We start from the raw sequence: 21,221 nt of genomic DNA on the forward strand, positions 1-21,221 counted from the left end.
TGTTTTTCTTATCGCCTCAATATCTTTGCTAAGATCACCGAAATTGCAAGCAATTCGCCAGTTTTTGCGTCCAAAGCGGGCCTGCGCGCTTGATATTCACCCCTCTGCGGCCTATCGGGAACGGGAATGCCACTATCAACGCCACTTCAAAGGAATTCACCCAGTGCCTGATACAAGCTTTGAGCCCATCGACATTGCAACGCTCGCCAGCGCGAACCCTGACCACTGGAAGAAAGCCGCCGCGATCCGCGCGCTTGCTTTGGACGGTGTTGCAGCAGCGAATTCCGGTCACACAGGCATGCCTATTGGCATGGCGGACGTGGCAACTGTGCTTTTTGAAAAACACCTGAAGTTTGACGCAAAGAACCCTGATTGGCCCGATCGTGACCGCTTCATCTTGTCGGCGGGTCACGGTTCCATGCTGGTCTATGCGCTGTTGCACCTGACGGGCTACGAGGACATGACCCTTGAGCAGGTGAAAAACTTCCGCCAGTGGGGCGCGATCACCGCAGGTCACCCTGAATTCGGCCACGCCAAAGGCGTTGAAACAACCACCGGCCCGCTTGGTCAAGGTATCGCAAACTCTGTCGGTTTTGCCATGGCAGAAGAAAGCCTGCGTGCACATTACGGTAAGAAAGTTATTGACCACCACACCTATGTTATCGCCGGTGACGGGTGCTTGATGGAAGGTATCAGCCAAGAGGCTATCGCCCTTGCTGGCCGCCAAGAGCTAAGCAAATTGATCGTATTTTGGGACAACAACAACATCACCATCGATGGCACCGTTGAGTTGTCAGACCGCACCGATCAAGTGATGCGCTTCAAATCTGCAGGCTGGCACGTCCAAGACATCGACGGCCATGACGCAGCTGCAATTGATGCGGCTATTGTTGCTGCCAAGAAATCTGGCAAACCCTCTATGATTGCTTGCAAAACCCACATCGCATTGGGTCACGCTGCACAAGACACATCCAAAGGACACGGCGCGCTTACGGACGCCGCTGCAATGGCAGAAGCCAAAGCACGCTATGGTTGGACCACAGGTCCGTTCGAAGTACCCGCAGATATCAAATCCGCATGGGAAGCCATCGGCAGCCGAGGCAACGCGGACTTCACCGCGTGGCAAGAGCGTTTCGCAACCGTGTCAGGCAGCAAGCAAGCCGAATTCAATCGCGCTTTTGTAGGTGACGCCCCCAAGAAACTATCTGCCACGATCAAGGCGCTGAAAAAGAGCATCAGCGAAAAAGCCCCAAGTGTCGCGACACGTAAATCCTCTGAGATGGTGCTGGCTGCGGTCAACCCGATCTGCAGCGAGACAATCGGCGGCTCAGCCGATTTAACTGGCTCAAACAACACGAAGACTGCCGATCTGGGCGTTTTTGATACGGACAACCGCAAAGGCCGCTACGTGTATTACGGTATCCGCGAGCACGGCATGGCCGCTGCAATGAACGGCATGGCGCTACACGGTGGCATCCGCCCCTACGGCGGGACGTTCATGTGCTTCACCGATTATGCGCGCCCTTCTATGCGTTTGTCTGCGTTGATGGGAATTCCGGTGACATACGTGATGACCCACGACAGCATCGGTCTTGGTGAAGACGGCCCAACACACCAACCGGTTGAGCATCTTGCCATGTTGCGCGCAACGCCCAACATGCACGTGTTCCGCCCATGCGACACAGTTGAAACCGCTGAGGCGTGGGAACTTGCGCTGAGCAGCAAAGAGACACCAGCAACCCTGTCGTTGACCCGTCAGAACCTGCCAACCCTACGCACCGAGCACAAAACCAAAAACCTTACATCCCAAGGGGCGTATGTGTTGGCTGATGCAGAGGGCAAACGCCAAGTGATCTTGATGGCAACGGGTTCAGAAGTTGAGATCGCCATGGCAGCGCGGGATATTTTGCAAGCCGAAGGCATCGGCACACGCGTTGTTTCCATGCCCTGCTGGGAGCTTTTCGCAGCCCAAGAGGAAAGCTACCGCAAGCGCGTGCTGCCCGGTGGTCCCGTGCGCGTTGCCGTTGAGGCAGGCGTACAATTCGGTTGGGATCAATGGCTAAGCGGTGAGCGCGGCAAAGCAGCAAAAGCTGGCTTTGTGGGTATGGAAGGCTTCGGCGCCTCAGCCCCTGCAGAAGTGCTTTACGAAAAGTTTGGCATCACGGCACTGGCCGTGGCCGACAAAGCAAAATCACTTCTTTGATCGCACCGCGATAAGCGCGGCCTGTCTCGCGCTTTCAATTGCACAACACACTGCGGCGGCCTCATCATGGGGTCGCCGTTTGTGATTCTATCGAACAGCGCAAATCGTATACAAATGCATACAAAATTTACTGCCGCCGTGCGTAACTTCACACACGACCGCATCCGTTAGCGCAAACCGTTAGCGCGAACAGACACCGCCAAGCCACCTTTATCGCTAACATGTTGATGCAAAACGCCTTTTGTCTTGGCCCCTGCCCCCAGACCCCCTAAGCCCATGGTAAGACGAGCCACTAACCAAAGGATCGGGTCATGACAGTTAAAGTAGGCATTAACGGGTTTGGACGTATCGGACGGTGCACCTTGGCGGCCATCCACGAGATGGGCCGTAACGATGTGCAGGTCGTAAAGATCAACGCCACTGGCCCGATTGAGACAAACGCCCACTTGCTGCGTTATGACAGCGTTCACGGACGCTACAACGGCACGATTACCACTGACGCTAATTCTATTGATCTGGGCCGCGGTCCGATTGACGTTCAGAGCACCTACAACCCGGAAGAGCTGGACTGGAGCGGCGTTGACGTCTTGATGGAATGCACCGGCAAGTTCAACGATGGCCATAAGTCTGCGATCCACCTTGAGCGGGGCGCCAAGAAAGTGCTGCTGTCCGCCCCTGGCACAAATGTAGACCGCACCATCGTATACGGTGTGAACCACCGCGATCTAAAAGCGGACGAACGAATGATTTCAAACGGGTCATGCACCACCAACTGCCTGGCTCCATTGGCCAAAGTGCTGAATGACACTGTTGGGATTGAGCGCGGCATGATGACGACCATTCACAGCTACACAGGCGATCAACCGACGCTAGACCGCCGCCACAAAGACCTTTACCGCGCCCGCGCAGCGGCCATGGCAATGATCCCGACATCCACAGGTGCCGCCAAAGCATTGGGCGAAGTGCTGCCCGAGCTTGCAGGTAAATTGGACGGCACAGCGATGCGCGTTCCCACGCCAAACGTATCAGCGGTTGATCTGACGTTTGAAGCGGGCCGCGACGTTACCGAGCAAGAGATCAACGACATCATGGCCGACGCTGCAGCCGGACAAATGAGCGCCGTTCTGGCCTATGATGCTGAGCAAAAAGTCTCGATCGACTTTAACCACACGCCCCACTCATGCATCTTTGCACCTGACCAAACCAAAGTTGTGGGTGGCCGCACTGTGCGCGTTCTGGCATGGTATGACAACGAATGGGCGTTCTCTGTGCGTATGGCCGATGTAGCAGGCATGATGGGACGTCTGGTTCACTAACCAGCGCCTCGGTTCTTTCCGCTTATTTACAGCATGCCGGAGCGCCTGAATATTTAGGGCGGCCGGCACATGGCAGACGACACATGACTAACAGGCTGGCGATACTTCTTGGTGCTGTGATCATTAGCGCCATCACGTGGGATGTGTTACGTAACGATACTGCCGCGACCGTGTTTATGGCGCAAAAAGGTATCGAGCTTATCGAATACCTCGCTTTTTGGCGCTAATCTTTGCTTACAATTGATCACAAACGGGGTTCAGCCTTGACCTTTGGTCCCAACTCGTTTTGTTAGCGGTAACAGATATTCGAACAGTAAGGGAATGGGTTCCATGACAATCAAAGTAGCCATCAACGGATTTGGTCGCATCGGTCGTAACGTGTTGCGTGCCATCGTCGAGTCTGGCCGCACTGACATCGAAGTTGTTGCCATCAATGACCTCGGCCCTGTTGCGACAAACGCGCATTTGCTGCGTTTTGACAGTGTTCACGGCCGCTTCCCTGCGACCGTCACAACAACCGACACCAGCATTGACGTCGGCCGCGGCCCCATCGCCGTAACGGCAATGCGCAACCCCGCTGATTTGCCATGGGCACACGTCGATGTTGTCATGGAATGCACAGGCATCTTCACCTCAAAAGAAGCGTGCCAAGCACACCTTGAAAACGGCTCAAGCCGCGTTTTGATCTCGGCCCCCGGTAAAGATGCGGATAAAACAATTGTATACGGCGTAAACGACAGTGAATTGACCGCAGATGACATCATCGTATCGAATGCGTCCTGCACCACGAACTGCCTGTCCCCCGTTGCAAAAGTGCTGAACGACAGCTTCGGCATCGTCAAAGGCATGATGACAACCGTGCACAGCTACACCGGTGATCAGCCAACGCTTGATACGATGCACTCGGACCTTTACCGCGCGCGCGCAGCGGCGATGTCCATGATCCCTACATCGACAGGTGCGGCCAAAGCAGTTGGCCTTGTATTGCCAGAGCTTGCAGGCAAGCTGGACGGTGTTGCAATCCGCGTCCCCACACCAAACGTATCGGTTGTGGATCTGACATTTGAAGCGGCCCGCGATGTGACAGCTGAAGAAGTGAACGATGCGATCCGCGCAGCTGCGGCCTCGGGCCCGCTGAAGGGTATTTTGGGCGTAACAGATGATCCGCTTGTCAGCATGGACTTCAACCACGACCCACATTCATCGATCTTCGCGACCGACCAAACCAAAGTCATGGACGGCAACATGGTCCGTATTCTGACATGGTATGACAACGAATGGGGCTTCTCGAACCGCATGAGCGACACAGCAGTTGCGATGGGCAAGTTTCTCTAAGACCACTGCACCAGATCAATGCAAAAGGCGCGTGTTCAACTTTGGATGCGCGCTTTTTCTTTGCGTAAACGCAGTCTATGCCAGTTTTTTGGACAGAGCCTCTGCAACAGTTGGTGTGACGAATTTGTTCACGTCCCCACCAAGACGCGCGATCTCTTTGACAAGCTTGCTTGCGATCGCTTGGTGCTGTGCCTCGGCCATCAGAAATACTGTCTCTATACTGTCATCAAGCTGCCGGTTCATCCCAACCATTTGATATTCATACTCAAAATCCGCAACAGCGCGTAACCCGCGAATAATGACACCTGCTCCAACATCGTGGGCACAATCAATCAAAAGGTTCTCAAAAGGATGGGCAATAATCTCAACGCCCGCGGCCTGCGCCAAGGGTAAAGTTTCCGCCTCGACCATCGCGACACGTTCCTCAAGGCTGAACATCGGTCCTTTGTCACGGTTAATCGCAACCCCAATAACCAACCTGTCCACAAGGGCCGCCGCGCGCCGGATGATGTCCATATGGCCCAATGTGATGGGATCGAAAGTTCCGGGGTAAAGTCCGATGCGCATGGGGGCCGCCTTGTCGTCAATTGTGCCTCAAACTGCACCAAGCCGCCCCACATCCGCAAGCGGTTTATGGAGCAGCCTAGTTTGGATATCTTAAGGGTTAGCTTGGTGCGGAACGAGGTTGCAACATGGGCTTCAAGTAGCGCCCCGTGTGCGAGGCGTCGACCTCCGCCACATCCTCGGGCGTGCCGGTTGCAACAACCGTGCCGCCACCATCCCCACCCTCGGGGCCAATGTCGATGATCCAATCCGCCGTCTTTACGACATCAAGGTTATGTTCGATCACGACGACAGTGTTCCCCGCCTCTACCAACTCGTGCAGCACTTCGAGCAGCTTACGCACATCTTCAAAGTGTAGGCCCGTTGTAGGCTCATCAAGAATATAGAGCGTGCGCCCCGTAGAGCGTTTTGCCAGCTCTTTAGACAGCTTGACGCGCTGCGCTTCGCCCCCCGACAGGGTCGTCGCTTGCTGCCCGACTTTGATGTAGCCCAGACCGACCCGCATAAGCGCGTCCATCTTCTCACGAATTGACGGCACGGCCTTAAAGAACGTCTGCGCATCTTCGACTGTCATGTTCAAAACATCCGCAATCGACTGGCCCTTAAACTTAATCTCAAGAGTTTCGCGGTTATAGCGGGCCCCACGGCACGTCTCACATTCCACGTAAACGTCAGGTAAGAAATGCATTTCAATTTTGATGACACCGTCACCTTGGCACGCCTCACAGCGTCCCCCCTTCACGTTGAAGCTGAAGCGCCCTGGTTTATAGCCACGCGCCTTGGCCTCGGGAAGTCCAGCAAACCAGTCACGGATTGGCGTGAAAGCACCTGTATAGGTGGCAGGGTTACTGCGCGGGGTGCGCCCGATCGCCCGTTGATCAATATCGATCACCTTATCTAGGTGTTCGAGGCCACGAATGGTTTCACACGGTGCCGGCGTTTGTCGCGCACCATTTAGCTGCATGGAGGCCGTCTTGAAGAGCGTTTCAATCGTCAGCGTAGATTTACCGCCCCCCGACACACCCGTAACGCAGACAAATTTACCAAGCGGGAAATCAACCGTCACATCTTTCAGGTTGTTGCCCGTCGCCTTGCGAACGGTAATTTTCTTTTTGTTCCCCTTGCGCCGGTCCGTGCTGTAAGGAATTTCGCGCACACCGGTAAGGTACTGACCTGTCACAGATTTTTTGTTCTTCGCAATCTGCGCTGGCGTGCCTTTAGCAACAACTTGTCCACCGTGAACACCAGCTCCGGGACCAATATCAAAGACATAGTCCGCTTCGCGGATCGCTTCTTCATCGTGCTCAACCACGATCACTGTATTGCCCTGATCACGCAGGTTTTTCAGGGTCGTCAGAAGCCGGTCGTTGTCCCGTTGGTGAAGTCCGATAGAAGGCTCATCAAGCACGTAAAGTACCCCCGTAAGGCCCGATCCAATCTGACTGGCCAAACGGATCCGCTGGCTTTCACCGCCAGAAAGCGTACCCGCGTTGCGTGACAGCGTCAGATACTCCAGGCCAACGTTATTAAGGAAACCAAGACGCTCGCTGATCTCCTTCAAGATCGCTTTTGCAATTTCGTTCTTCTGTTTGCTCAACTCAGAAGGTACGCTTTGACACCATTCAAAGGCCTCACGGATGGACATCTGAACGACTTGCCCAACGTGAAGCCCCGCAATTTTGACTGCTAGCGCCTCTTCACGCAGACGATATCCACCGCACGCGCCACATGGGCGATTGTTCTGGTAACGCTCAAATTCTTCGCGGACCCAAGAGCTGTCTGTCTCGCGGTAGCGGCGCTCCATGTTGGGGATCACACCTTCAAACGTGCGACTGACCTGATAGACGCGGCCGCCCTCATCATAACGAAAGCTAATTTCTTCCTCGCCAGAGCCGCGCAAGAAAACCTGCTGCACTTTGGCAGATAGGTCTTTCCAGCGGGTGTTCTTGTCAAACTCGTAATGTTTGGCAATGGCCTCAATTGTTTGAAGAAAATACGGCGATTTACCTTTGCGCCACGGCGCCAGCGCACCGTCATAAATTTTGAGCGTCGCATCAGGGACCACTAAGCGTTCGTCAAAAAAGAGCTCGTGCCCCAGCCCATCACACGCCGGACACGCACCAAACGGCGCATTGAATGAAAACAGACGCGGCTCAATCTCAGGGATCGTGAAGCCCGAAACGGGACACGCGAATTTTTCAGAAAACGTGAACCTTTCAGGCTCCTGCCCTTCGGCAACGGCGGTTTCAAGAATGGTGATGCCGTCCGCCAGATCAAGCGCGGTTCGGAAACTATCCGCAAGCCGTGTCTCAAGCCCTTCGCGGACCACGATACGGTCAACAACCACGTCAATGTCATGGCGGAACTTTTTATCCAGCGTCGGAGGCTCATCAAGCTCATAAAACGTGCCGTCTACTTTGACGCGCTGAAAGCCTTGCTTGCGCAGTTCTAGAAACTCTTTGCGGTACTCGCCTTTTCGGTCGCGGATAATCGGCGCAAGAAGATAACCACGGGTGCCCTCTTCCATTGCCATGACACGATCGACCATGTCTTGGACTTGCTGGGCTTCAATGGGCAGTCCCGTCGCGGGTGAATACGGCGTCCCGACACGGGCGAACAACAGCCGCATGTAGTCGTAAATCTCGGTCACCGTACCAACAGTAGAGCGCGGGTTTTTAGACGTTGTTTTCTGCTCAATCGAAATGGCGGGACTTAAACCTGAGATGTGATCAACGTCAGGTTTTTCCATCATATCAAGGAATTGACGGGCATAAGCGCTAAGGCTTTCAACGTAACGCCGCTGTCCCTCTGCATAGATCGTATCAAACGCCAAGCTGGATTTACCAGAGCCAGAGAGGCCTGTAATTACCACCAATTGGTCGCGTGGAATATCAACATCAATGTTTTTGAGATTGTGCTCACGCGCGCCGCGTACTTCGATATTTTTCAGCTCTGGCATGTCGCCCCCTTAAGTCTGAAGTAATACATAGGCGGCGTGGTCAAAACGGCCAAGGGAAAAATGCGAACGAAAAGTGAACGTCAATTCTGCGGTGCAACAATCTTTGCGGTCATCCAATAGATCAGGCCCAAACCAACCGCGCAGGCCCCCATGATGACGACCCACAGGCCCGACATTCCTGCGCTTAACATGGTAAATGCAAAGACCGGCGTACCCAGTGTAGTGCCGATATTCCCCATCTGTGACAACGCACCTGCGGCCCTTGACCGGTCACTTGCAGAGGGGTTTAACGACGGGATCGCAGCAAAACACGCAGCAGGCACAATGCCCAAACCGAACGCCAGCAGATAAATCATCCAACCTGAACCCGACCATACCGCCAGCCCCGCCAAGATGATCCAAACATACCCTACGGCCGCCAAAGTATATGGAGCCACGCGGCGGGCGACCCAGCCTGTGGTGAACGTGGCAACAAGGCTAATCAGCGGGATAATCTGAAACAACTCAGGACGTTCAAGTGTGACAGGGAAAAATGTGATGATCGCCAAATATATGAACGTATACGCCCCGAAAGCCAGCGCAGGGGCCATGACCGGCGGGCTGCTGTAAATGGCCAAATGGGTGCCCCAAAACGCAATTTTACCCGGTGTTGCGGGAACAACCGGTAAGCGCCAAATCAACACCGCACAAATCACCGCAAAACCCAGACCGTGTGCTGCAAAAACCACCCCCACACCACCGGCCTGCATCAGTGGCGGCACCACAAGTGCTACAGCAGCAAAAGATGCGCCAAAAAACATGGCCCACAAGCTCATCGCGATTGGACGATCACGGTCATTGGTCACCGCCGCCATGAGCGTTGGACCTGCGACGACGATGCCCAAATGGGTAAGCCCTTCGAGCAGTCGCAACACGATCATACCCGCAAACGGCGGCAATAACGCCTGAAGAATAGATATAATCGCGGCAATGCCTGCCGACCAAATGAACACGCGCGTCGGGCCGGCACGCACAACAACGGCCCCGCTTATCACACCCAAAAAGATACCCAAAAAACCAACTAGAGAGACAAAAAACGAAACACCAGCAATGTCAGTGCCGTAGAGTTCAGCCAATGGGGCAAGCGTCAGAGAGATTTTGCCAAATTGCGCCGCTGCAAAAAGCCCTGTGACAAACACAAGCGCTACCAACGTCCAATCACTTCGCTCAGAGGGGGCGCTTGCCGGCGCAATGTTCATTTTCATGGCGGTGAAATGACAGGGGCGGCTGCAAACTGCAACCGCCCATCAGATGTTCAAAACGAAAGGGTCAGATTTTAGAAATGGATCGCGCGACCATAGGCGTCCAGAACACTTTCGTGCATCATTTCGGACAACGTTGGATGCGGGAAGACTGTTTCCATCAGGTCTTCTTCGGTGGTCTCCAACTTACGGCCCACCACATAGCCTTGGATCAGCTCGGTGACTTCTGCGCCGATCATATGTGCGCCCAATAACTCGCCCGTTTTTGCGTCAAACACGGTCTTGACCATGCCTTCTGGTTCGCCAAGTGCGATGGCTTTGCCGTTGCCAATAAACGGGAAACGTCCCACTTTGATGTCATAACCAAGCTCTTTTGCTTTGGCCTCGGAATAGCCAACTGATGCGACTTGCGGGTGGCAATAGGTACATCCGGCAATTGTTTCAGGTTTGATTGCGTGAACCTTTTTGCCCGCAATCATTTCCGCGACCATAACGCCTTCATGGCTGGCCTTATGCGCAAGCCAAGGGGCACCTGCGATATCACCAATTGCAAAGACACCCTCAACGCCCGTGCGGCAGAATTCATCCGTAACGACATGGGTGCGGTCGATCTTTACGCCCAACTTCTCAAGGCCAAGGCCTTCCACATTTCCAACAATTCCGACTGCAGAAATGACCGTGTCGAACTCTTCAGTTGTAACTTTCCCACCATTCTCAATATGGGCAACAACTTTTCCTTTGCCGCGATCAAGTTGTTTGACCATGGTCTTTTCGCGTATTTTCATTCCCTGCTTTTCGAATTGCTTCTTCGCAAATGCGCTGATTTCGGCATCTTCAACGGGCAATACGCGGTCCATCACTTCTACAACAGTCGTGTCCGCACCAAGTGTGTTGTAAAAGCTCGCAAATTCGATCCCGATCGCGCCAGATCCGATGACCAGCAATTTCTTTGGCATGCGCGGTGGTGTCAGCGCCGTTTTATATGTCCAAACGAGATCACCATCCCCCTCAAGACCCGGCAATTCCCGCGCCCGTGCACCCGTCGCAAGGATGATGTTCTTGGCCGTTAGGTCCTGCACACCTTTGTCAGTCTTGACCGTCACTTTGCCTTTCGCGGGGACTGACGCCTCGCCCATGATGACGGTTACTTTATTTTTCTTCAGTAGGTGACCAACGCCACCGGCCAACTGCCCTGCAACACCACGGCTGCGCTTTACAACTGCATCAAGATCATAATCGATATTGCCCGCAGACAGCCCAAACTCTTTGGCGCGGTGCATCAAATGAAATACCTCGGACGAGCGAAGCATCGCTTTCGTCGGGATACACCCCCAGTTCAGGCAAATGCCGCCCAGATGCTCGCGCTCAATAACTGCGACGGACAACCCAAGCTGCGCGCCACGGATAGCGGCCACATACCCGCCCGGGCCAGCACCAATTACGATTAAATCAAAGGACGTCGCGGCCATAATAATGTCTCCGGCAAATATAGTTTAACGCTAAACTATATTTATTCGCCAGAAATCGCAACACTCTCACACGGATTGTGAATGAGCGTTTAAACCACTGAATTCGCTTGATTATCCTGCAATTGCGCGGACTGCTGCACCATATCCGCCCTCTGCTTCAAACGCTTCTTCGTGAACGGAGTAAGCTCGATCCAGTGCTGCGTTGCGGAAGGGGAAGCGACCAAAGCGGCGGATAACATCGCGGTGCGCCCGCGCGTGCAGTAAATTATCTGCACCAGTCTCTGGCATTCGCGTCATGATTAAGCGCACAGACCGCTCCTGATCGCACAGGTTTTCCGAATGCATCAAAGGCAGGTAGAAAAACTGGCGCGCTGGCTCATCGATTTTCATATCCCAGCCTTTGTTCAAAGCGGCCTTTGCAGCGGCTAAGGCCATGCGGTCACTGGCAAATGCTTGGGCAGTATCGCGAAACATATTTCTGGAAAATTGATCCGCAAGAATAATGTAGGCGAGCGCCCCACTAGGGTAGGTCAGCCACATAGACATCCCACCGGCCATCATTTCATCCCAAGCGGGTTTGAATTTCAGGCGGACTTTGGCATCAAGTGCCTCGCCCCCCGCGTACCAGCCCTTTTCGCCGATTTCATCGAGCCAAAAAGAAAGAACGGTTTCTGGTGAGGTCATGACGCTGCTCCTATGCATGCCTGTTACCAAATCGTTACTGTAATAAAAGAACCGCACAACCCCCTTCTGCGCAATCTTTCAATTAATCCCCACTGCAGTGATGCATTTAGGCCGCAGGAGTTTCCGTTGCGGCACTTTCCGCCTCTTCCAGCTCTGCTTCGATGTAGATTTCTTGGGCAACCTCAACAACCACGGGGCTGGCCGTAGCCAAAATGGGCGAGTACGGCGTGGCCTCGTCCACATCGAACGTTGATGCGCGTTGGGTCATTCGGAAACCTGCGTAGGCCGCAAGCCCAAGCAACAGAACCGCCACAAACAAGAAAAACCCTTCAGGCCCCACCAGCCCCATCATCCAACCCGTGATCAGCGGCCCCGCGATGGCGCCAATACCGTTAATGAATATCAAACCACCACTCGCAGCGGCCATGTCTTCGTGCTCTAAAAAGTCATTGGTGTAGGCAATCAGCAACGCATAAAGCGGGTTCGACATGCCCCCAATAATGAAGGCGGACCCCAGCAAAAGGATAAACACATCATCATAAAGAAAGCCTGCGAAACCGCCCAGACCACCCAAAACAGAAACAGCAAGGATCAAAACCCGCCGGTCCATCCGGTCAGAAAGCCAGCCGATTGGGTACTGCAACAACAGCGCCCCCAGATAAATCGCCGTCACAAAAATTGAAATTTCAGCAACCGTCAGACCCCGCTCGGTGCCGTAAACCGCAGCCATCCCGAACTGTGCCGAGAACACGCCCCCCATCAAGAACATGCCAACACAGCCCAACGGCGAAATACGCGTTAGTTCGCGCAACGTCATAGGTTTGGTGGTTTCAAATGCGGGCGTTGGACTAACCGACAGCAAAATTGGCGCAAAGCTGATGGAAACCAACACAGACGGAATGATGAACAAAACAAAGCCCGATGGATCGCCAGTCAGCAAAATACCTTGCGCGGCCACAATCCCGAACATCTGCACGATCATGTAAAGCGACAGCGCTTTGCCGCGGTGCGCGTTGTCTGCAGAATTATTTAGCCAGCTTTCCGCCGTCACATACACGCCGGAAAAGCAAAACCCGATCACAATGCGGCCAAGCGCCCACGCAACAGGATGCGGAAAAGCCGGATAAAGGATCAAAACGGCCGAGATAAAACTTCCAAGCGCAGCAAAGACCCGGACGTGCCCCACACGGCGGATCATTTCGGGCGCCATTTTGGAGCCGCCCAGAAAGCCAACGAAATAGCACGACATCACGATGGACATCTCGAACGTGCCAAAGCCCTCAAGCCCGCCGCGCACACCAAGAAGCGTCCCCTGAAGACCGTTGCCCACCATCAGCAGCATCATTCCGAGCAAAAGTGCCCACGACCCTTTAAAAACTTGTAGCATGACGCCTCTCTTTACACAGTGCTGCCTTTGAGGCCCGCCCTATCTGAGTCGCGCCAACAATCAACAATCAAAATCGACATTTAGTGTCGTTTTAGAAGCTTCGTTGCATGCAAGCAGCGCCGTCTCAGCCGTTTGGCAATAAAAGCGAGCTGTCACCGTAACTGAAAAACCGATATCCCGTGCGCACTGCGTGGTCGTAGATTTCTACGATCCGCTCTTGTCCCATCAGGGCCGATACAAGCATCATCAGCGTCGACTTCGGCAGGTGGAAGTTTGTCATCAGACCGTCGGTAATCTGAAACTCAAAACCCGGCGTGATGAAAATGTCCGTCTCGCCCCGCCATTCCGCCAGAGTGCCGTTTTTTGCTGCACTCTCGATTAGCCGAAGCGCTGTGGTCCCAACGGGAATAACGCGGCCGCCTTCTGCCTTTGTCTGATTGATCTCGGCTGCCGCGCTTTTGGTAATCTCGCCCCACTCTGCGTGCATCTTATGCTCTGAAATGTCGTCAACTTTGACGGGCAAGAACGTGCCCGCCCCCACGTGAAGCGTTACTTCGGTAAATGTGACGCCCTGTGCGGCCAGCGCTTCCAACAAAGGTTTATCAAAGTGAAGCGAAGCCGTCGGGGCCGCAACGGCACCGGTATGACGCGCAAACACAGTTTGGTAATCCGTCTTATCCTGTGCATCTGCTTTCCGCTTTGCCTCAATATATGGCGGTAAAGGCATGGCACCGGCCGCGTTCAGCGCCGCGTCAAAGTCATCACCAGTAAGGTTAAACTCCAAAATTCCCTGACCGTCGGCCTTGGCGGTAAGTGTCGCGGTGAGATCATCGGTAAATACGATAACTTCGCCTTCTGCTACTTTGCGCAAAGGTTTGATAAGTGCCGACCACCCACCGTCGGGCTGTGGTGTCAACAATGTAACCTCAATCTTAGCACTCACTGGGCCCTGCCCAGCATCGCGCGTCCGCGTCCCCGTCAAGCGCGCCGGAATGACTTTGGTGTTGTTCAAAACCAAGCGGTCACCTTTGCGCAGGTATTTGGTCAAATCGGAGACCCGCGCATCCGTAATGGCGCCTGTGTTTGCACCGCTTGCCACCAACAACTGCGCGCTTGTTCGAGGTACCGCAGGACGTGTTGCAATCAAATTGTCCGGCAAATCAAAGTCAAAATCAGAGAGTTTCAATTTGTCTCAATCCTTTAGTCGTTTTCACGCTGCGGTGGTGGTCGGCGAAATATCTCACGAAACATTCCGGGCGTGAATATCGACAATGGCTGGACTTGCACAGAGGGGTTCGGTGCGTTGCCAGACAAATCGAAATTGAAGCCCAACAGCCCCTCGCCTCTTCTGGTGAAGACCTGACCAATTCCATTCAAAACATAGAGCGGCGATGCCACGCCCTGCATATCAATCGCACGATCGGAAAAGCGGTAAACACCGTCCATGGACAGCCCAATCGACGGACCTGTTGCTGCGCTAGAATAAAGCGTGAGCCCTGCAGGTGAGAGCTGAAATGATGCCTCAACATTACTAAAATAGATGCCGCCCTGCGCCATTTGATCCAGCAATCCAACAACCGAAATCGCGTTCAATAATCCTGCGAGCGTGGGCGCTTCTAAAATGCGCGTGTCCGTTACCAAGAGCGTTCCGTCATACACCCCGGACCTCGGCGTTGGTTGCAATATCAGATCAAGTGCGCCGCCTTTAGCGGTTCCTATTAACTTCGCCGCGGCACCAACGCCGCCCGCATCATCACTGCGCAGCCGAATAGCTGTTCCATTGGCGACCGTCACCAAAGTTCCCGTGACTACAGCGCCGCCATTCACGCGTGCTCTGAAGCTTCCGTTAAGTCCCCCACGGGGAGTTATTTCGCCCCGTAGGTTTGTAAACGAGAGGCTGTCACTCACGATCACTCGGTCAAGGGCAATGTCCATCGCACCACCACTTGCCCCATTCACACCACCGCCATCAACAGCCTGACGGGCACGACGTAAATCCAGCCTTCCTCCGGTCACGTTAACCTGTGGAGGCTGGCCAACACCTTGCCCGACAAGCTCAACTGCGCCCGCGAACCAATCACCAACCTCAACATTTGAAAACGATGCCGCAGAAAGTGCGCCGCTTTTATCAAGTGTGATCTGCCCTGCTACGCGAAGTCCGCTACCGGACAACTCAAACCGGTCCACGATTGCAGGAGTGTCTGCTGTTCCAAGCCTGCCCTCCACGACCAAGCTACCCGTTGAAGCCGCGCCTTTTTGCCAGCCCAATTCAGGAATTGAGAGGTTCGCACCACGCAAATCGGAACGCAGCGTAAAACTTCCCCCGTTTTCGTCTAACGCCACTTCAATATCTGCTTTAGTGGCCCCAACAAAAAGCCCATCCGGCAGTACGATCCCGAACTCCGTCAACGCGTCGCCCGTAAGATCAATGACAGCCCGCAGAGTTGGGTGGGAAGCGACTACACCCTCTTGTGGCCGCCCAATGGGTTGCTGCCAAACTCCGCCGAAGTTTACACTATCAACCTTCGCCTGCCCTTTTATTTCAATACTTTGTGGGGAGACTTTAATGTTTAATTGATCTGCAGAAAGGCGACGCCCCGCAATAAGAGTATCGCTGGTAACACCAGTCAGGACACCTTCAGCATCAAAGGTGATTGGGTCGGTCCTACGGTCTTTTACAAGCGGGACGTCGAGCCTGACATCTACGTCTGCACGCCCATCCGCAAATATCACAGGCAAAGCGCCATCCTTCAATATCTCCAGCGGTTTTTGGTTCAATAAGGCCAGCCCTGAGGTAATTGTACTGTCTGATTTCAGGTCTAGCGAAAGCAAAGCCCTGCCGTCTTTCGGACCGACCCACAGGGTAGAGCCACCCGCATTAATGACCCCAGCTTGGGGCGCCAAAACGGCACCACTGTTAAGCGCTAATGCAAACGCAGCACCCTCAAAGCTCGCCACACCAACACCATTCTTGATCGGCTCCATCGGCCGCAGGTAGTGCACAGTAGCATCTGAAAAATCAAAACCGCCTTGCACAATCGGCTTTTGGTTGGGCGAAATTCGAACTGCCGCGCGGCCATTTTCAAGCGTGCCTCCATCGAGATTGTTAACCAACCAATCGCGGGTAGGTCGAAGGGCCGTCAATGGCCAAAGGCTAAGGGCCGTGGCAACATCCGTTCGGTCCCCTTCAAGATTAAGGGCCACAGACCAACCATCCATGTTTGATGCAACACGCCCATCACTTCGCACCATTGGTGCCACAGCGGCATTATTACCCAGTGGTTGTGGCCTGCCGTAAAGTTGCCCAATATCAACTACGAACGGATCAATTTCCATGCGGAAATCAATACCTGCGTCTCGAATTTCAATCGGCGCATCAAACGCGTCAGGCGGATCAACTAGCAACTTAGAGAACGCAAATTGTCCCAGAAGCGTTTCGGGCACACCATTAGTTTGATCCCGCAAATACGCTGTTCCAGAAGCGACGGCGGTGACTAAATCACTAGCAAAGCGCACCTCATCAAACGTCAGCTTTTCAGCAGGAGCATCATACTGAAAATACGCCCGCGCTGAGTTGAAGGGCAAAGGTTCGCTACCCGCCACAGGCGCCAGCGCCCCTGCACCCAAATCAAGTGTGCCAAACACATCCGCAGCCTCGCCCTCGGACGTAATCGCAAATCGAAGCGCACCTGAAATTGGCGCGTCAAGAACACCGAGCCACGCGAGGCTTGGTACCTGCCCCGCAACAAGGCTGGCCCGCGCATCAGTCAAGCTCAACCCGACAGTGCCAAGTGGCAAAGGTGCCTCTGTTTCTGCCTCCGTAACCCGCCTTGGCACATCATATGTGGCAGTAAGCGTGGTGACATCCGCCCCCCCTGTCAGCACGGCTGCATCCGCACGCATTCGAACACCTGTCCGATCTTGCTCCAGCAGGGCACGTGCCCCATCCACGGTCAGTACTTGGCCGGTGATCGCATCCTCATATCGAACACTCAGGGAGCTCGCCTCAATCGCATCAAGCGTCGTTAGCACCGGCTGTTCAAACACAGTCGCAAGATCAAGCATAAGGCCACCGAAAGAGGCATCCGAGACGCTTTGCGAACCAAAATCAAGGTTAAAGCGACCGTCGATGTTACGGCTGACCCGTGCGCGCAAACCGCTTACCTCAAGACGTTTCGCCGCCAGCTCCCCCCGCGCTAAAGCTCGCCGCAAAAGATCAATACGAACATCCGCTAGCACAGCAAGGCGCGCACCGTCCTCTGATGTAAGCTCCATGTCTTGAAGGGTTATGTGCGTATGCAATTGCCGATCAAGTGTCACCTGAAGACCACGTACAGCGACGTTCGCGCGCGGTAATATCTCGGACAATCGGGCCTCGACGTCCTTGCGAACCCAATCAGGCGCAGTAATCGCGCGGTCCAGATTGGCCCCAACCGCGATCCCCAGACCCACAATGAATAAGAACGTTATCGCGGCAATACCACGCAAAATTCCCAAGAACGGACCACGTCGCTTGGACGCACCAACGGCGGCAGTGTCGGTCAAATCGGGATCGGGAGAAGTGTTCATATCGAAAAGACGGCCGCTGCGCTGTGACGTGGTCTTTATATTCGCCGCTGATGACCTAAAACAAAAGACCAGAAACGCATTGCACGCGGCTAAGCGGTATCCGTAGCGTCCGCACCCGCGAATACAAACAAACACAGGACTGAAATCATGACACAAAAAGAACTCAACATCGGCGACACCGCACCTGCCTTCACCCTGCCCCGCGATGGCGGTGAGCAAGTCTCTTTAACTGATTACGCGGGCCAAGCTGTCGTACTATATTTCTATCCGCGCGATGACACGCCGGGGTGTACAAAAGAAGCGATTGGCTTCACCGAAATGGCCGCAGAGTTTGCCGCCGCGAACACGGTGGTGATCGGCGCATCAAAGGATAGCGTGAAAAAGCATGACAAGTTTCGCGACAAGCACAGCCTTGGCGTTGTGTTGGTGTCTGACGAAGAAAGCGATTTGTGTGAGACATATGGCGTTTGGGTCGAGAAAAACATGTACGGCAAAACCTACTTGGGGATTGAACGTGCAACATTTTTGATTGGGCCCGATGGGAAAATCGCGCAAATCTGGCGGAAAGTGAAAGTGCCGGGGCATGTCGAAGCGGTGCTTCAGGCCGCGCGCGCCCTAGACGCCGCATAACCCTCACGCTAAACGGCCAAAACCACATAAATGGAGCGCCCATGATCCCTCTCACGCAAATGGCAACAGATGTTTTGCAAACAGCAGATGGCGCGGAAAAAACGGCCCTGTCCCGCAAGTATGCGGCGGAGTGGTTTGCCTCACGCGAAGCGGGCGCTCCCATTGAAATTGGCACGGCAGCGCCGCCGTTGCGCCCCGCGCGCCCACAAAAACCCGCGCTGCTTGATCCGCGTGATGTGCCCCGCCGCAAACCTGGCACACCCGAAGGCCGCGTGGCCATGTTGCATGCCGTTGCCCACATCGAGCTTAACGCCGTCGATCTACACTGGGACATCATTGCGCGCTTTGGTGGACGGGTCGACTTCCCCATCGGCTTTTACGATGATTGGGTGAAATCTGCCGATGAGGAGAGCAAACATTTCGGCCTCATGAGCGATTGTTTGGCCAATTACGGCGCGCACTACGGAAGTCTTGATGCGCACGCCGGCATGTGGTCCGCCGCTGAGGATACAGCCGATGACATTCTGGGCCGCCTCGCCGTGGTTCCGATGGTCCTTGAGGCACGCGGTCTCGACGTCACACCCGGTATGATCAAGCTATTCAAACAGGCAAAAGACACCGCCGCGGTTGAAGCGATGGAAGTCATCTACGCCGAAGAAGTGCACCACGTCAGCTACGGCTCCAAATGGTTTCACTTTCTGTGTGGCCGCCAAAACCTTGATCCGACGCCAACATTTCACGGTCTTGTGCGCAAATACTTTCACGGCGCGTTAAAGCCCCCCTTCAACGAAGAAAAGCGTGCGGAGGCCGGTATTCCACCGGATTTTTACTGGCCGCTCAGCGAAAGTGCTGCAGTGCGCTGAGTATCTGTGTGCTGACTAAAGTATTCGGCAAGAACCCGCCAGTTTTGAGCCACCCCAAGCCCAAGCGCCTTTGCACGAGACCAAAATTGTTTGCGGTCCATTAACCACCGCCTTAAACCATTGTGAAAGATGTACTTTGCAGACAGGTCGCAGAGCCATCGTGACGTAACAAACAGAAACGGAACAGTTTTTTGGCGCTACCTTTGATGAACCGTTTAAACCACCGCCTTGAAAACGTCTTCCCAGAGCGGCGGTTGTTTTTGCGTTCAGACAATGAGACCCGCTATATTCTGCTCAAACCCGTGACCCAATTGATTGGCATCGTCGGCAGTACGGCCGTTGTCGCGTGGTCAATCATCGCCACCTCAATTTTGATCATGGATAACATCGGCGCTGGCAATTTCCGCGAGCAGGCGAAGCGTGATCAGGCGTTTTATCTTGAACGGCTGAACGCGCTTGCGGATGAACGTGACATCCGAGCGGCCGAAGCACTTGCCTCTCAAGAACAGTTCAACACTGCCCTGAGCCAGATTTCTGTGATGCAGACGCAATTGTTGGAAACCCAGGAACGGCGCCGCGAGCTTGAAATTGGGATGGAAGCTTTCCAAGAAACGCTGCGCCGTGTGAGCGGAGAGCGCGAAGACGCCCGTGACAAGCTGCAAGAGTTGAACGCGTCCCTTGAGGGTGAAACTGAAACCGGACAAAACCCGCTAAGCGCTGCGCGCGATCTTGAAACCACCGTCGATTACTTGGCCGGTGCACTGTCAGAAACCGCAGGCGAGCGGGACACAATTGTGGCAGACGCGCAGGCCGCGCTGATTGCTGCCGATGAAATGGCCGCAGAGCTTAAAATCCTTGAAGACCGCAACAACGAGATTTTTCGCACCCTAGAAGAAGCGATGACAGTTTCAGTTGAGCCGCTGGACAAGATGTTCCGTAAGGCTGGCCTGTCGACGGACAATCTTCTCAAACAAGTGCGTCGCGGGTATTCCGGACAAGGCGGCCCCCTCGCCCCTTTGTCTTTCTCGACCCGCGGGGAGATTGATCCAAGTACCGAGCGTGCTAACAGCATCATCGACAAACTCGATGAGCTGAACCTCTATCGAATCGCTGCCGAAAAAGCACCTTTCACCATGCCCGTGAAGAACAATTACCGCTTCACCTCTGGGTTTGGCCCCCGCTGGGGCCGCATGCACAACGGCACAGATTTTGCGGCACCGGTTGGCACACCGATCTATGCACCGGCAGACGGTGTAGTAACTTTTGCTGGCTGGTCGTCAGGATATGGACGTTTGGTGAAGATCAAACACGACTTCGGCATCGAGACAAGATACGCCCACCAATCCAGAATTCGCGTAAAAGTAGGCCAAAGGGTCTCGCGCGGAGACCGGATCGGTGATATTGGCAATTCTGGCCGGTCCACTGGACCGCACTTACACTACGAGATCCGCGTTGGCGGGCGTCCCATCAACCCAATGATCTATATCAAGGCTGGTCAAAATGTTTTCTAAAAGCAAAATCAACGATCCTGCACCCAAAAGCGATGACACAACTGCGGCCCCCGCTCCTGCGGCAGCCAAAGCGCCAACGCCCGAATTCAAGCCGTCTGCGCCAAAACCCAAAGCGCCTGCATCGCTGATCTCAAGCGATCTGCACGTCAAAGGCAACCTGCGCACCGCTGGCGACATACAAGTTGAAGGCGAAGTCGAAGGCGACATCCGTGCTCATTTGCTGACCATCGGCGAGAGCGCAACAATTCGCGGCGAAGTGATTGCTGACGACGTTGTCATCCACGGTCACATCGTAGGGCGCGTACGCGGTCTGAAAGTGCGCCTGACATCAACTGCACGCGTTGAGGGTGACATCATCCACAAGACAATTGCAATCGAGAGCGGCGCGCATTTCGAGGGCTCTGTTCAACGTCAGGACGACCCACTGGCAGCCGGTGCTAAATCAGCGCCCGCACCAAAGCCTGCGCCAACCAAACCTGAATAACAGACG

General features: G+C 54.4%; 16 protein-coding genes. 8 read left to right on the forward strand and 8 right to left on the reverse strand.

Annotated elements, in window-relative coordinates:
• Positions 1-187: 187 nt before the first annotated feature.
• The 4 genes from tkt (at position 188) to gap (NIG5292_RS08390) (ending at position 4,854) form a co-directional block, all read left to right on the forward strand.
• On the forward strand, positions 188-2,203 hold the full coding sequence (gene tkt, locus NIG5292_RS08375; protein ID WP_048599131.1) for a transketolase: 2,016 nt from the start codon (positions 188-190) through the stop codon (positions 2,201-2,203).
• Positions 2,204-2,514: 311 nt separating this feature from the next.
• Positions 2,515-3,519, forward strand: coding sequence for a type I glyceraldehyde-3-phosphate dehydrogenase (gene gap / locus NIG5292_RS08380; protein WP_048599082.1), 1,005 nt, complete (start codon positions 2,515-2,517; stop codon positions 3,517-3,519).
• A gap of 83 nt (positions 3,520-3,602) precedes the next feature.
• Entirely contained in the window at positions 3,603-3,746 is a 144-nt protein-coding gene (locus NIG5292_RS15050) for a hypothetical protein (RefSeq protein WP_048599083.1), read from the forward strand.
• A 103-nt stretch (positions 3,747-3,849) separates the two neighbouring features.
• Positions 3,850-4,854 (forward strand): type I glyceraldehyde-3-phosphate dehydrogenase, encoded by a 1,005-nt coding sequence (gene gap / locus NIG5292_RS08390; RefSeq protein WP_048599084.1) that lies wholly within the window; start codon positions 3,850-3,852, stop codon positions 4,852-4,854.
• 75 nt (positions 4,855-4,929) lie between these two features.
• Here the strand turns inward: gap (NIG5292_RS08390) and coaD are convergent, their stop codons facing one another.
• The 8 genes from coaD to NIG5292_RS08430 all read right to left on the reverse strand — a co-directional run bounded on the left by coaD (position 4,930) and on the right by NIG5292_RS08430 (position 17,727).
• Entirely contained in the window at positions 4,930-5,421 is a 492-nt protein-coding gene (gene coaD, locus NIG5292_RS08395; RefSeq protein ID WP_048599085.1) for a pantetheine-phosphate adenylyltransferase, read from the reverse strand.
• A 97-nt stretch (positions 5,422-5,518) separates the two neighbouring features.
• Positions 5,519-8,377, reverse strand: a complete 2,859-nt coding sequence (gene uvrA / locus NIG5292_RS08400) for an excinuclease ABC subunit UvrA (RefSeq protein ID WP_048599086.1) — start codon at positions 8,375-8,377, stop codon at positions 5,519-5,521.
• An 80-nt stretch (positions 8,378-8,457) separates the two neighbouring features.
• Positions 8,458-9,621, reverse strand: a complete 1,164-nt coding sequence (locus tag NIG5292_RS08405) for an MFS transporter (protein WP_048599087.1) — start codon at positions 9,619-9,621, stop codon at positions 8,458-8,460.
• A gap of 71 nt (positions 9,622-9,692) precedes the next feature.
• Positions 9,693-11,087 (reverse strand): dihydrolipoyl dehydrogenase, encoded by a 1,395-nt coding sequence (lpdA, locus tag NIG5292_RS08410; RefSeq protein WP_048599088.1) that lies wholly within the window; start codon positions 11,085-11,087, stop codon positions 9,693-9,695.
• Between the two features lie 111 nt (positions 11,088-11,198).
• Complete coding sequence (locus NIG5292_RS08415) at positions 11,199-11,771, reverse strand: DUF924 family protein (RefSeq protein ID WP_048599089.1); 573 nt, start codon at positions 11,769-11,771, stop codon at positions 11,199-11,201.
• 106 nt (positions 11,772-11,877) lie between these two features.
• Positions 11,878-13,158 (reverse strand): MFS transporter, encoded by a 1,281-nt coding sequence (locus NIG5292_RS08420; RefSeq protein ID WP_048599090.1) that lies wholly within the window; start codon positions 13,156-13,158, stop codon positions 11,878-11,880.
• 124 nt (positions 13,159-13,282) lie between these two features.
• Positions 13,283-14,344 carry a tRNA preQ1(34) S-adenosylmethionine ribosyltransferase-isomerase QueA gene (gene queA, locus NIG5292_RS08425; protein ID WP_048599091.1) on the reverse strand — a complete coding sequence of 354 codons (1,062 nt, stop codon included), beginning with the start codon at positions 14,342-14,344 and terminating at the stop codon, positions 13,283-13,285.
• Positions 14,345-14,358: 14 nt separating this feature from the next.
• A complete protein-coding gene (locus tag NIG5292_RS08430) occupies positions 14,359-17,727 on the reverse strand; it encodes a YhdP family protein (RefSeq protein WP_048599092.1) in 3,369 nt (1,122 codons plus the stop codon).
• A gap of 147 nt (positions 17,728-17,874) precedes the next feature.
• Between NIG5292_RS08430 and bcp the strand changes: the two genes are divergently transcribed.
• From bcp to NIG5292_RS08450, 4 genes are all read left to right on the forward strand, one after another.
• Complete coding sequence (gene bcp / locus NIG5292_RS08435) at positions 17,875-18,357, forward strand: thioredoxin-dependent thiol peroxidase (RefSeq protein ID WP_048599093.1); 483 nt, start codon at positions 17,875-17,877, stop codon at positions 18,355-18,357.
• A 41-nt stretch (positions 18,358-18,398) separates the two neighbouring features.
• Entirely contained in the window at positions 18,399-19,220 is an 822-nt protein-coding gene (locus NIG5292_RS08440) for a ferritin-like domain-containing protein (RefSeq protein WP_048599094.1), read from the forward strand.
• Positions 19,221-19,426: 206 nt separating this feature from the next.
• Positions 19,427-20,731 (forward strand): M23 family metallopeptidase, encoded by a 1,305-nt coding sequence (locus tag NIG5292_RS08445; RefSeq protein WP_048599095.1) that lies wholly within the window; start codon positions 19,427-19,429, stop codon positions 20,729-20,731.
• Positions 20,721-21,215 carry a bactofilin family protein gene (locus NIG5292_RS08450; protein ID WP_048599096.1) on the forward strand — a complete coding sequence of 165 codons (495 nt, stop codon included), beginning with the start codon at positions 20,721-20,723 and terminating at the stop codon, positions 21,213-21,215. Before NIG5292_RS08445 ends, NIG5292_RS08450 begins: the two co-directional genes overlap by 11 nt.
• The last annotated feature ends 6 nt before the right edge of the window (positions 21,216-21,221 follow it).

Origin of the sequence: Nereida ignava, from assembly GCF_001049735.1 — a bacterium.
Taxonomy (GTDB): Bacteria; Pseudomonadota; Alphaproteobacteria; order Rhodobacterales; family Rhodobacteraceae; genus Nereida; species Nereida ignava.